The organism is Longilinea arvoryzae, assembly GCF_001050235.1.
GTDB classification, from domain to species: Bacteria; Chloroflexota; Anaerolineae; order Anaerolineales; family Anaerolineaceae; genus Longilinea; species Longilinea arvoryzae.
The window spans coordinates 3,608,524-3,622,692 of the sequence record NZ_DF967972.1; the positions used below are offsets into that span (position 1 = coordinate 3,608,524).

8 protein-coding genes and 1 tRNA gene are annotated in these 14,169 nt (G+C 57.2%); 5 read left to right on the top strand and 4 right to left on the bottom strand.

The genetic code is table 11. The features are described from left to right. The first annotated feature begins 32 nt into the window (after window positions 1–32). Complete coding sequence (locus LARV_RS16200) at window positions 33–1,139, top strand: alanine racemase (RefSeq protein WP_075074617.1); 1,107 nt, start codon at window positions 33–35, stop codon at window positions 1,137–1,139. 142 nt (window positions 1,140–1,281) lie between these two features. On the opposite strand, the gene LARV_RS16205 is transcribed toward LARV_RS16200, so the two are convergent. Next, window positions 1,282–2,499, bottom strand: coding sequence for a site-2 protease family protein (locus LARV_RS16205; RefSeq protein WP_075074618.1), 1,218 nt, complete (start codon window positions 2,497–2,499; stop codon window positions 1,282–1,284). Between the two features lie 61 nt (window positions 2,500–2,560). Continuing rightward, window positions 2,561–2,654, bottom strand: a tRNA-Sec gene (locus LARV_RS20245). Window positions 2,655–2,692: 38 nt separating this feature from the next. Here LARV_RS20245 and LARV_RS20250 point away from each other — a divergent pair. Then, the gene (locus LARV_RS20250; protein WP_152031829.1) at window positions 2,693–3,019 is read left to right on the top strand and encodes a hypothetical protein; all 327 of its coding nucleotides are present in this window, start codon (window positions 2,693–2,695) and stop codon (window positions 3,017–3,019) included. A 281-nt stretch (window positions 3,020–3,300) separates the two neighbouring features. Further along, window positions 3,301–4,452 (top strand): D-alanine--D-alanine ligase family protein, encoded by a 1,152-nt coding sequence (locus tag LARV_RS16215; protein WP_075074620.1) that lies wholly within the window; start codon window positions 3,301–3,303, stop codon window positions 4,450–4,452. 71 nt (window positions 4,453–4,523) lie between these two features. Here the strand turns inward: LARV_RS16215 and LARV_RS16220 are convergent, their stop codons facing one another. Together LARV_RS16220 and LARV_RS16225 are read right to left on the bottom strand one after the other, a co-directional pair. Then, window positions 4,524–5,066, bottom strand: a complete 543-nt coding sequence (locus tag LARV_RS16220) for a phosphatase PAP2 family protein (protein ID WP_075074621.1) — start codon at window positions 5,064–5,066, stop codon at window positions 4,524–4,526. A gap of 1 nt (window position 5,067) precedes the next feature. After that, entirely contained in the window at window positions 5,068–5,862 is a 795-nt protein-coding gene (locus LARV_RS16225) for an NTP transferase domain-containing protein (protein WP_075074622.1), read from the bottom strand. A gap of 300 nt (window positions 5,863–6,162) precedes the next feature. Here LARV_RS16225 and LARV_RS16230 point away from each other — a divergent pair, with 300 nt between their 5' ends. Continuing rightward, window positions 6,163–7,803 carry an ABC transporter substrate-binding protein gene (locus LARV_RS16230; protein WP_075074623.1) on the top strand — a complete coding sequence of 547 codons (1,641 nt, stop codon included), beginning with the start codon at window positions 6,163–6,165 and terminating at the stop codon, window positions 7,801–7,803. Window positions 7,804–8,029: 226 nt separating this feature from the next. Next, on the top strand, window positions 8,030–13,954 hold the full coding sequence (locus LARV_RS16235; RefSeq protein WP_075074624.1) for an Ig-like domain-containing protein: 5,925 nt from the start codon (window positions 8,030–8,032) through the stop codon (window positions 13,952–13,954). Window positions 13,955–14,169: the final 215 nt, after the last annotated feature.

Sequence of the window (14,169 nt, forward strand, 5' to 3'; positions counted from 1 at the left end):
GTAAAATCGGATGACGCTTTGCGGAGGAAATTATGTCCATCTTCGAGTCGATCGACCGCCCCACCCTGCTGCTGAACGAGAAACAGGCCCGCCAGAACATCGCCTTCATGGCCGAAAAAGCCGCGCAAAACGGCGTTCGTTTCCGGCCGCACTTCAAGACGCACCAATCCGCTGAAATCGGCGAATGGTTCAGGCCGTATGGGGTCAGCGAGATAACCGTATCTTCGGTGGATATGGCTGAATACTTTGCCGATCACGGTTGGAACGATATCACCATTGCATTTCCGGTCAATTTACGCCAGGTTCAGGCCATCGATGCCCTGGCGCGACGCATCCGGGTCGGGCTGTTGGTCGAATCAACCGAAAGTGCGGCTTATCTGGCCCGGCACCTCACTGCGCAGGCAGACGTTTGGATCAAGATCGACGTCGGCGCCGGGCGCACCGGCCTGCCCTGGCAGCAACCTGAAAAGATCCTTCCGATCCTGCAGGTATGCCAATCCTCACATCCGCTCCACCTGCGCGGCCTGCTCACCCACGCCGGGCACACCTACGGCGCCGGTTCGGTCGAACGGGTCCGCCAGATCTACGCCGAGACCCTTCAACGATTGGAAAGCGTGCATGCGTATCTCTCGCAGGCCTCCCGTTCTCCGCTCGAACTTTCGGTCGGGGATACGCCGGCCTGCACGCTGGTGGAAGATTTACGCGGCGTCGACGAGATCCGGCCGGGCAACTTCGTTTTCTACGACGCGGAACAGACCTTGTGGGGGACCTGCCGTCCGGACCAGATGGCGACCGCTGTCGCCTGCCCGGTGGTTGCCGTTCATGCGGAGCGCGAGGCTGTCGTCGTCTACGGCGGCGCGATCCACCTGAACAAGGATTTCACAACCTACCAGGGCCAACGCGCGTACGGACTGGTAGCTTTGCCCGAAGCAAATGGTTGGAGCGAACCGCTGGAAGGCGCTTATGTCAGTTCGCTCTCCCAAGAGCACGGTCTGGTGCATGTGCCTGAACGCTGGCTGGATCGCATCCAAATCGGCGGTTTGTTGATGATCCTCCCGGCGCATTCCTGTTTGCCGGTCACGGCCCTCAAGTCTTTCCTGACCCTCGAAGGCCGTCGGATCGATACGCTAAACAGTTGAAATCCGAGGGGCCAAATTGTAAAGAATTGGGACGCAGGAACAGCCCCAACAATCAGGGACGACTGCCTGGCCCAGGAAAAAAGCCGGCGGAGCGCCTCTGCCCGTTTACTTGGACAACCCATCATTCGGGTCGCAATTCAAATCACATGGCGTACAGCGGCACGGGGGTGAACAACAGGACGAACACCACCAACCCCAGGCCGGCCAGCCACTTGCGCCGCGTATCCAGTGTGGTGATCTGGTCGAGCGGCTCGGCGTAGGAGCGGCCCACCAGGAAGAAGATCAATACCGCCCACAGCCACCATCCGCTCCAGAAAAATCCCATCACGCCCATAAACATCAGGATGAAGGGCAAAACGCGGCGGGCATTTTTGGAGCCAAACAGTACGTAAAGCAGGTGGCCGCCGTCGAGCTGGCCGGCCGGAATCAGGTTCAGCGATGTCACCAGCAATCCACCCCAGCCTGCCCAGGCCACCGGGTTTACCGACACATCCACGCCCCCATACGGCAGGGGTTGAGCCGTAAAGAAATAACGCAGCCAGTAAAGCGCCGGAGATAGATTTCCATAACTTACTGGCGCCGGCAGCAGCCGGCCGAATTGCAGGTATTTGATTAAAAAGTACAGGATGGAATTGCCTTCCATCATGTTATAGGACGTGGCATTCGCCGCGGCCTGCGCGGGCAGTGGGTTGATATGCGAAAGCGAAAGCCCCAGGATTAACACCGGGATCGCCACAACCAGGCCGGCCAATGGCCCGGCAATCGCGATATCCATCAATTGGCGTCGGTTGCGGGGACGCTCCTTCATATTGATAAAAGCGCCCAACGTACCAAAGGGGCTGATTGGCCAGGGCAACGGCAGGAAATACGGCAGGCTGACATGAACGTGGTGCAGGCGGGCCGCAAAATAATGCCCGAATTCGTGAGCCGCCAGGATGGCGATCATGCTCACGGCAAATGGCCAGCCGGCCTTTATGATCGCCAGCGCCCATGCCAGCGGTTCGGAAGGGGCAGCGCTCGTCATACCGAGGGCGCCGCCGGTGTAGACCACACTGATCAGCGTGACGATGAAGAAGAGCAGATTGACGACCGGATTACCGGTGTTGATCTGCGGCACGCCGCGCACCAGATAGATTGCCTGGCGATCGCCATCCCACCGGAAAAGCGGCGTGATGCCATGTGGCTTCATCCATTCCGCTAATTGATCATAAGCCAGTGCCGAATCCGCGCCCGCTAAATGGCCATGGTAACGGACCACATAATCCTGGTCACCATGCCCGGCGGTAATATCCTCGATATAAAAAACGCGCCGCACCAGCGCATCCAATACTTGCGTATCCGCTTCGAGTGGTGTGCTCATGAGCTACTCCTAAAGAAGGACGTTTACGCGATTTGTATCCGACCACATCGACACTCACAGGCGGGAATGGATGGGAGTCGAACCCACCGCGGCCCGCAACGCGACCCACCACCGGTTTTGAAGACCGGGGAGCCCACCGGAACTCAGCCACTCCCAACATTAAGCATACCTTACCCGATAAGGTTTGTAAAGAATGGAGAGGCTGGAAATTGGCGATAAATGGTACGAATCGTTAGAATATGGGTCCGAAGAAGCGTCTGATCCCGGAGGTGATCCCGCTGAAATTGGTAACGATAAAGAAAACGGCAATCAGGAACAGAACGATCAACAGAATAGCCAGCATTGCGCCGGAACCGCTACTGGCGAAGCGGAAGAATATTTTTACGATTGCCAGGAGAATAATTACCGCCGCCGCGAAAATGATCAGATAGGAAAGCCAGACCGGTATGCTGGGCGGCATAAAAGGGATGGGAGGAAGATAGGGAAGTCGCATAATCGCCGTCCTTTGATGAAAATATGAATGATTTAATCATAATCATTTTTCACAGTCTGGCAAGGTTGAATCCTCCGTTGAGGTAAAATCCAGACCAGCGCGTGGATTAATGATCCAATTTTCATGGAAAAATCGATGAGCAATTTTGTCGATTCCTTAAATTAACCTCTTGTAATCTGGAAAAATCGGACTATACTACGATGCTGGTTGATCAAAATTAGACAACCTATCAACGCTTAAAGGGTATAGCAATGGACGAACTCAATATTCTTGAAACTGAGCCTCCTGGAGAAGATAAGCCCCCCAGTATGCCACCGCGACCGGTTCGCTCCTGGCGGGTAGCCGTTGTTGCCAACGTGAAGGGGGAGACTTTACTGCCCCAGGATGCTCCAGCCGATGCCGGCGCGGAATTTGACCGAAGAGAAACGATTCAGGCAATTCAAGACGCTATTGAATCCGACGGCCACTATACAAAATTCCTTTCAGCCGACGCCAATTTACCTTTCGCCTTGCGCGATTTTTGTCCCGACATCTGCTTCAACATTGCCGAAGGAATCTGCGGCGATGGTCGCGAAGCTCAGGTGCCGGCCCTCCTGGAAATGCTGCACATTCCCTATACGGCCTCACGCGTGTTGGCCAATGCTGTCGGTCTGGACAAGACCATGACCAAACGCATCTGGCGCGAACAGGGTTTGCCGACCGCCGCTTTCCAGGAATTCTACTCAGAAGATGAGCCGCTCAATCCGGCGCTCCGGTTCCCGCTCTTCGTCAAACCGGCCCGCGAGGGTACTGGCATGGGAATGGATTCGGGCGCGATCATCCAGGACGAAGCTGCTTTGCGGCGGCGGGTGGCCTGGGTAATCGACAGCTACCAACAGCCTGCGTTGGTCGAAGATTACCTGCCCGGGCGCGAGTTTACGGTGGCTGTGATGGGACGCCATGACGCAACGGCTTTCAGCCGCCATCCCGAACGCTACGACGCAGATGGTTTTCACCGCTTCCCCATTCTGGAAGTCGATAACGCCTCCTCCGTTACGCCCGGTATTTATGGGTATAAAGCCAAGACATTGCATACGGGCGAAGAAGGCGTGCCTGGATTCATCTGCCCGGCCACGGTCGAACCGCACCTGGCGGAGAAACTTCAAAACCTGGCCATTCGCGCCCATCTGGCGGTCGGCGCAACCGATGTATCGCGCGTCGATTTCCGCCTGGATGCAGATGGCAATCCCCGGTTGCTGGAGATCAACACCCTGCCCGGGTTGACGCCCGGCTTCAGTGACCTGTGCGTCATCGCCAACGCTGAGGGGACTTCCTACACGGACCTGATCCTGGAGATCCTCGACCTGGGCGCTTCGCGCTACGGTCTGCTGCCGGAACTCGGTCACGAAGAGGAAAAACCGCTGCGCGTTCCTGCGCTGATCCACATGCTGCCGTCGATGGCGACCATGATGCTCAACTGACCTCGATCCAAACGGAGCGGCCCGCTGAAATTTAGCGGGCCGTTTTTTTTACAAGCCAAACGGGTCAGAATCTAGAACAAAAACGGGAACCAGCCGACCAACAGCGGGGCAATCGCCAGCATGGCAAACCCAGCGAGAACGCCCAACACCCATCCGGCCAGGATATCGGAGAGATAATGAACGCCGGTTGAGACCCGCGCCAGGCTGACCAACGGCGCCCAGATCAACACCACCCATCCGAACCAGGCCGGACCCAATCCCCAGGCCATGACGGCCAGCATTGCCGCCCGGGCGGCGTGCCCGGATGGGAAGGAATGCGGGTCAGTATTGCGGTAGATCGCCCCCCACTCTCCTTCCGGCCGCTGGCGGCGGATGGTGAATTTGATGGCCAGCACCAGCACGGCCAGGACGCCTACGCCGATGGCCAGAAGCGCGGTATGGTTATGCCAAAAACCGCGCGCGAACAACCAGACCACCACCAAACCGGCCATCCAGAACCAGGAATCCCCGGAATGCGCGAAAAACACGGCCAATTTCCAAGCCGGGCTGCCATCCTGGTGCAGGCGCACGCGCCGGCTGATGCGCGAGTCGAAATCCATCAGGCGTTGAAACAACTCAGTTCCCTTTGACGGCGGCCATGCGGGCCGTCAGGATATCTTCCAGAACATCGATATCCCGCGGCCGGTCTACGTCCAGCCCCAACTCAGCGAAGGGACATGAAACGGCGCGGGCGTTGATGCCCAGACGGCGGTTGATGGACGTTTCGGCTTCCTTTAATGTAAGCTGCCGCAGCATCAACAGGAATAAAACATCATACCCCAACAATGCAGCCTGCCGGGTTGGGCTTTTTCGCGCCTCCACCAATCGCTGCCAGAGGGGATGCTCGGGGCGGTTGGCAAAGTCAATTTGAAGGCCGCCAACATCCGCCAGACAGACTTCTTCATTCTTGAGATGCACGTAAATTTGGCGTGAATCCTTATCGACCGCTTCGATGATTTTCCGATTCAGAGAAAACCCGTACAATTCATGGTCGCTTTCCTGAACGCGTTCGATCAACCATTCGATCATCTCGGGCGTGATGGCTGGTAAATCGGCCGAAATGATCAGCACTTTCGCCGCCTCGGCATTTTGTTTCGCCAACTCGATCGCACCAAGACGGACATTTTCGATGATCTCACCCGATTCGGGGAGCATGATCAAAGGCTTTTTGCAGTCCAGAGCGGTAATCGGCGGCAGGCCGACCACGGCCACCCGCTGTACCGAGGGCGCATCCGACAGGGCATCCAAAACCCATTGAACCATCGGCTTCCCGGAAATATCCAGCATCACCTTATAGGCGCCTTGCGTGAACGCATACAACGGATCCCCTCGCTCAGGGACTCCGCCGGCCACGACAACCACATCCATCATCACCAGTCTCCCGCAGCAGAGACGTTACGAAACGCCGCTACCTATACGAAAAAAATAATTTAAGTGCAGAATGGGCCAAAACGAATCATCTTGACCGGGATCAGGAACATGGAAATTTTATCCCACGCGAGTATACACCAAGTCTACAAATCTGCAAACTCGTGCATCTTGAATAGAATTATCCGGGCAAAATTGTATAATCAATCCCGAGAATAAACGCTTGAATGCTCTTAAAACCTCAGTTTATCGAATTCAAGTAAATTGAGATTCATTTTCCTCTCAACACCCTCAAAGGATACTGTGAAATCACGTTCTCTCTACGCCCTCCTGGTCCCTTTTATACTATCCAGCCTGGGGCTTAGCAGTTGCCAGGCGGTTCAATCGGTTCAGGCGCAACCGAATTCAGGCGCATTCATTGCCCAATCGATCGTTGCGCCCGATTGCAATAACGGCAATCATATCCGCGCCATCCATGCAGTCGATCGAAATACCGTCACCTTCGAACTTTGCGCGCCAGATCGAACTTTTCCGGCCAAGGTGGGTGTGCCCGCTTTTTCGATTCAAGACGATGTGGTTCTCAATCAAACCCAGGGCGATCCGGAACAAATCAGCCTGATTGCGAACGGAACCGGTCCTTTTCGGATCACGAAAACGGCCGAGGACAGTCTTTTCGTAGGCCAATGGAACAATTACTGGGGCATTCCGGTGCGGTTGCAACTCATCACCTTCACCTGGAATAGCGATGCTGAAATCCGCCGCAAAAATCTGAGCCTGCGCACTGCGGACGGCATCAGCGCTGTCGATCCAATGGATGTGGGGACCATTCTCCTGGATGATTTTCTGAAGGTAGAAGAATCCCCGGTGATCAACACGGTTTTCCTCGGGATGAACAACACCCTGGCCCCTTTCGATAACCTCCTCTTTCGCCAGGCGCTTGCCACCGCGATCGATCGCCAGAAACTGGCCGACGATTTATTCGGCTCTTCGGCCCAGTCCGCCGATGAACTTGTCCCGGTCCTGTTTCCGACCGGTCACTCGAATACATCGACCGGTTATGTTTACAACACCGAAAAGGCGCAAGAGACCTTGAGTCAGAGTAATTTCGATCTCGATCAGGAACTGGTTCTGTCCTACGATCAAACGTCCAGCGGATTGATCCCCTATCCTGACAAATTGGCCGAAGAATTGGCGCAGGAACTGAAAATGATCGGCGTAAAAGTGCAGTTGAACCCCCTGCCGACGCAAGAGTTTCAGCAATCCCTCTCGGAAGGGAAACTGGGGCTGTACTTTATGGCTTTCAGCCCGGATTATCCGGACGCCAACAGCTTCTTCGAACCGCTTTTTTCCCAGGATAATCCGATGATCGGGAAGACCGACCCGGTTGTCGCCGGGAAGATCGCTGCCGCGCTGGCCACCAGCGACACAACCGTGATCCAGGAAAACTACGATGATATTAACGAGTGGGTCAAGAACCAGGCGCCTTTGATTCCACTGGTATATACCAATGAAGCCTATGCGTATCGGACTGCGGTGGACGGCATTCTCAACGGCGCGTTTGGCGAGAGCTTTGCTCAGATGGCCACCACCACTAAAAGCCTGACCTTTATGCAAGCCGACAAACCCGGGACCCTCTGGCCGGTTGATTTTAGCTCCGAGGATACCTTACGGATCACTCGCCTGGTCTTCGACACGCTTACCTCCTACGACCCGGCCGCGTTACTCACGCAACCTTCCCTGGCCGATACCTGGTCATCCAACGCCGATTTCACAGAATGGACGTTTCTGTTGCGTTACGACGTCCCCTTTTCCGACGGCAAAACGCTGGACGCGAACGACGTGGTGGCCACGTTCGCTGCCCAGGCGGATCGAACCAGCCCGAATCATCGTCCGGATTTGAACTATGATTATTACCAACGTATGTTCGGTAATTTCATGAAATAATCCATGCCACATTCCGGCGGATTGATGTACGGCGGCCTTCCGGCCGCCGTTTTTTAATCTCCAAACCTGGCAGACAGGCCTCGAAAGGATTGATCTTGGGATCATTCCTATATAATATGAGTAATAATGTTCGAAAACGCTGGAACCTTGATCTCGAGAACAGCGTCTGGTACACAGACTGTAATTGCGATCCCCTAATCCATACGCAGTGTATAGGGCCAACCTCATGAACCCTAAAATCCAATATTCCTCTAACCACCGCCTGCCGGTTAAGCCTGTTTTCTTTGGACTGGCAGTAATTCTGATTCTCATCAGTTCGGCCTGCAACCTCCCCATCGTCTCACCCACCCCGACCACAACCCCGCCCACCGAACTGCCCGCAACGCCCGTCGCGGCGGCCAAACCGCTGCCCGCCGCCGTGGTGGAAACCGATCCACTTCCCAACAGTGATCTTTCCGTGGACGGCGCATTGACGGTCTATTTCAACCAGCCCATGCAGCGCGCCTCCGTCGAGGGCGCACTGCGCACCGAACCGGTAATGGCCGGAAAATTCGAATGGCCGGATCCATCGACCATGCGTTTCATCCCCGACCAGGCCCTGCCTCCCGACACGCCCATCACCCTGACCATCGAAGATAGCGCCACGGCCGCCAATGGCCTGGCCATGAGCAGCCCGGTCTCGTACGAATTTCAGACCGCGCCTTACCTGACCGTCACCGAGCGGTTGCCGCGACCCGAAAGCACCGATATCGACCCGACCTCGGCAGTGGTGGCGACGTTCAATTTACCCGTGGTTGCGCTGGGCGAAACCAGCGCTGCGCCGGATGCCTTCATCATCGATCCCCCCGTGGAAGGCCGCGGCGAATGGCTCAATACCAGCACCTATATCTTCTACCCGGATCCAGCCATGCAGGGCGGCGTGAAATACACCATCACCCTCGCCCCGGATCTGAAAAGCCAGTCCGGCAGCCCGTGGTCATCGGATGCAAGCCTGAACTGGTCCTTCACCACCGCCCTTCCCCAACTGGTGAACCTCGAGCCGGCTTCCGGTACCGAACTGGGCCTGGATACCCCCATCACATTGACCTTCAACCAGCCGGTCGATCGCGCCAGCGTGGAGGCCAATCTTAAATTTACTCCTCAGGGCGGCGACCCCATACCGGGCAGCCTCAAATGGTCCGAGGATGCCACCCAGGTTACCTATACACCCGCTGAAATGCTGGCCCGCGACACCCTTTATACGTTGGCCTTATCGACCCAGGCCACGGGCCTGGGCGGCACCGCCCTGAGCAAGCCGTTGGCGGCAAACTTCCATACCGTTCCGGCGTTATCCGTGGTCGGCACCGACCCCGGACAGGGAAAAACGATCAAAAGTTACGGCGGTTACGGCGGCCTGGTCCTCACCTTTTCGTCACCGCTGTCCACAAAACAGGATTTTACAGAGTTGGTCCAATTCAGTCCGGAGATCAACGATGTCAGTTATTACGCCACCGAAAAGACGCTGAATATCTATGGCTATTTCAAACCCAGCAGCGATTATGTACTCACCCTCTCCGGCGAACTCGCCGATCAGTGGGGCATGGCGCTGGGCGCGGATTTCACCCTGAATTTCAACACCAAGGAAAGCCAGCCGGTTCTGAACATTCCAATGGTGGAATCCACCGGCAGCCGCGTGCTCTTCCTGACTTCCGACGACAGCCTTCTGCCGGCAAATGCCACCAACCTGACCTCCCTCAACATTCGATCCGGCGAACTGACTCTGGAAGATTTCATTTCCGGAACCCAAAATTACGACACCTATCCGCCCAAGCCAAACCGCTGGCAGCAGGCGGTGAACCTGGAAGCCAACCGCAATCAGACCATCGGGGTCGAATTGACCCCTGAAGGCCAACCGCTCAAACCGGGCTTATACGCTTTCAGCGTCGGTTCTTCTCAATTATTTAGTTACGACCACGATATCAACTTCTACATCGTCTCCAGCCACATTCAAATGACGCTCAAGGTCAGCATCGACGAAATGTTGATCTGGGCCGTGGACCTGGAGACCAACCAACCGGTCAGCGGTCTGGATGTCCGGGTTCTGGATCAAAATCAGACCGAGGTGGGCAGCAGCACAACCGACCCAAACGGACTGGCAACCGTTCCTCTGTCGTCGGATCGCAATGTCTACGATTACCTATATGTTGTCTCGGGTCAGCCGGGCGATGCTAATTTTTCATTGGCCGTCACGAACTGGTACGCCGGCATCAATGCCTGGGATTACGGAATTTCCAGTTTGATTCAACCGTCCAAACCGGGAGTCTACCTGTATACGGACCGCCCGATCTACCGGCCCGGCCAGACAGTTTATCTTCGCGGCATCGTTCGTACTCCTGTGAACGGCCGTTATGAGTTGGCTCCTGAAAAGGAATATACGGCCTCCATGGTCGGACCTTTCGATCCGCTCACGGGCGAGTCCGCGACTCTCGATACGCAAAACAAATCCCTGACGGCCTTTGGCACGTTCAGCATGACCTTTACCCTGCCTGAAAATGCAACTCCCGGGCAGTATCATTTCGAAGTGCCAGGTACGGATACCTATCTATTCTTTCTGGTGGCCAACTACCGCAAACCCGAGATGGAGGTCAAGGTCGATTTCGATTCGAACCAGGCCGTCAACGGCAGTGATCTGCACGCTGTTATCGACGCCCAGTATTACTTTGGCGCGCCGGCCGGAAATTTGCCGGTGACCTGGTCGCTTTCACGCCAGCGCTCGGATTTTTACATTCCGGGCGGATATCAGGTAGGTCCGGTCGACACCAACTGGCTGAATCCCTATTTCTATTTCACCTATTCCGGCCCACAAATTCTGTTGACCGGCGAAGCCACCACGGATACGTCCGGTAAAGTAGAGCTTACCTTCACGCCGGATCAGTTATCCACTCTGAACCAGACCGAATTGCAGGATTTGACATTGGAAGCGACCATCACCGATCCTTCCAACCAACCCGTCAGTGGGCGCGGATCGATGCGCCTGCTGCCAGCCGATTTTGCAATCGGCGTCCAACCCGAGGTCTGGAGCAGCCAGGCCGGCGATGAACTGGCCTTCAGCGTCCTGACGGTGGATTGGAATCAGAAGGTAAGCCCGAATCACCCCTTGAAAGCGAATTTCCAGAAAATTACCTGGAAACAGAGTTTCAGCGCCGATGCGGGCGAAATGGCCAACACCCCGGAATTTACTTCCGTGGGCAGCACCGATTTCACCACTGGCGCGGACGGCCTGGCGCGGATCGCCTTTACGCCGCAGGATCCGGGAATCTATCAGGTGACGGTTTCCAATGCCAATGCAGTGACGCAGGTTTGGGTCTGGGTGAGCGGCGCCGGATCCGCCCCCTGGCCGATGCTTGCCAATCAGCGCCTGCGTCTATCCGCGGACGCGCAGAGCTACCAACCCGGACAGAGCGCGCGAATCTTCATTCCCAATCCATTTGCCGGCGAGGCCCTTGCGCTGGTTTCCGTCGAACGCGCCAAAGTCATGCGCACCGAAGTCGTCCACCTGACCGGATCGGGGTTGGATTATCAATTGCCGTTGTCCGAAGAGGATGCGCCGAATGTCTATGTTTCGGTCACCATCCTGGGCTCTGCTGGCGGGCGGTCTGATTTCAGGCAGGGCTTTATCGAACTCAAGGTCGATCCGGCGGCCCAGATCTTGAATGTAAAGCTGACCGGCGAACCTGCCCGCGCCCGACCGGGCGAACCGCTGACTCTGACCCTGGAAGTGCGCGACGCCGCCGGGCAACCCGTGCAGGGTGAATTCTCCCTGGCGCTGGTGGATAAAGCCGTGCTGGCGCTGGCCGATCCCAATTCCGCGTCGATCATCGAGGCGTATTACGGCGATCAATACCTGGGCGTCTCCACCAGCCTGTCGCTGGCTGCCTACGGCCTGCGCTCGATCGCCATTCCGCCCGGGCGGGGCGGCGGCGGGGGCGACGGTATGGTAGCCGCGCCGACTGTACGCGAGGATTTCCAGGACACAGCCTATTGGAACGGTGAAGTCGTCACCGATGCAGACGGTCGCGCGCAAATCAACCTGACCCTGCCGGATAACGTCACCACCTGGGTGGGCATGGTGCGCGGCATCACCCGGGATTCGCTGGTGGGTGAGACTGAGTTGGAAATCATCGCCACCCGCGATCTGCTGGTGCGTCCGGCCACACCGCGTTTTCTGGTCGCCGGCGATCACCTCGAACTTGCGGCCGTCGTCAACAACAACACCACCCAGGACCTCGATGTGCAGGTCAGCCTGAAACCGACCGGCTTCACGCTCGATGATTCAGCCCAGGCCCTGCAGACCGTTCAAATACAAGCCGGCGGTCAACAACGCGTGACCTGGTGGGGCACTGTGGAAAGCGTCGCAGAAGCCGACCTGGTATTCGGAGCCCAGGGCGGCGGGCTGGAAGACTTCGCCCGCCCAAGCTGGGGCAAACTGCCGGTCTTGACCTTCAGTGCGCCGCAGACTTTCGGCACGGCTGGCATGCTTTCCGAAGCGGGGCAACGCATCGAGACGGTCTCGCTGCCGCGCAGCTTTACCGCCACCAGCGGGGAACTTCAGGTGGAACTATCGCCTTCGTTGGCGGCAGTGGTGTTGTCCGACCTGACCGTCATCGAGCAATCACGGTACGATTTCACCGAAGCCATGGTTTCACGCCTGGTTCCCAACCTGGAAACCTACCGCGCGCTCAAAGAACTGGGGATCAGCAACATCGAACTCGAAAACCAGCTCAATGCCCAGATCAAGACCGATCTGCCCAAGTTGATCGCCCGCCAAAAATCGGACGGCGGCTGGGGTTGGGATTCCACCGCCGGCAGCGATCCGCAGATTTCCATTTACGCCGTCTGGGCTCTGACGCGCGCCCGTGAAGCCGGCTTCGAAGTCGCGAACCAACCCTTCAATAATGGCGTGCAGTACCTGCTCGCCAGCCTGATCGCGCCTCAAATGTCCAGCGAGGATTACCAGCTCGACCGCCTGGCGTTCCAGTACTTTGTGCTGGCCGAAGCCGGCCAGACGGCGCTGGAGCCGCAATCCCTGCTCGCCCTGCGCAGCCGCCTCAACCCATGGGCCAAGGCGATGCTGGCCCTGACGCTGGAAAAACTCGAACCGGGCAACGCCGACACCACCACCCTGCTGTCAGATCTGCAGGCCACGGCCCTGCGCTCCGCGAGCGGTGTCAACTGGCAGGATGCCGTCGAATACCGCCAGAATTTCGTCACCCGCAACCTGAGCACCGCCATCGTCACCTATGCCCTGGCCCGGCTCGACCCGGCCAGTCCGCTGCTGGTGGACGCGACCCGCTATTTGATCACCAACCGCGAAGAAATCGGCGGCTGGTCGACCAGCTATGAATCGGCCTGGGTGATCACCGCTCTGATCGAGACCATGAAAGGCACGGGCGACCTGCAGGCGAATTTCACCTTCACCGCCGCGCTCAACGGCTCACCTCTGGCCAGCGGCGAAGCCGGCGGCGCAACGGCGCTGAATCCGGTGCGCGCCAACGTACCCATCGGCCAGCTTTTGCCGAAGGATCCCAACGAACTGGTGATCTCGCGCCAGGGCGGAAACGGACGGCTGTATTATCGGGCTTACCTGAAAATCGACCGCCTGGCCCAGGATGCGAAACCGATCGAACGCGGCATGGCGCTGGAAAGGCGGTATTACCAGGTCGATGAGACCTGCAAGCTGCCGGATTGTCCTGAAATCACCACCGCCCGCCTGGATGCGAAGGCGCCCATCTGGGTGCGCCTGTCGCTGACCGTACCAAGCGACCAGTATTACGCCGTCGTCGAGGATTGGCTGCCGGCCGGCACCGAAGTGCTCGACCTGAGCCTGAAGACCAGTCAATTGGCCCTGACCGATCAGGTGGCGGGATCGCAATACAACCCGCGTAACCCCTTCGCCCAGGGCTGGGGCTGGTGGTACTTCGGCGATCCGCAGATCAGCGACGATTCGGTTACCTGGGTGGCGCCTTACCTGCCTGCCGGAACGTACGAACTGACTTACCAGCTCGTCCCGACCACAGCCGGCGAATTTCAGGTTCTCCCGGCGCATGCTTTCATCTATTACTTCCCCGAGGTGGAAGCGACCAGCGCCGGTAATCTATTGACCATCGAATAATCGAAGTCCAGGTCCGGACCCCGGCAGAGTAACTCAACGGCCTGTTTCTCTGCCGGGATTTTTTTGCCACGAGCCAGGTAGACCTCCCGGATCCAAACCGTTCCGGGATCGGCCGCCAACATCCAAATTTCTGTAAGGATGGGCTTCGCCCTGAGAAAACGATCCTGCCTTGTGATTTTTATCACACTAATTTGATCGTTTTAATAAAAAATATA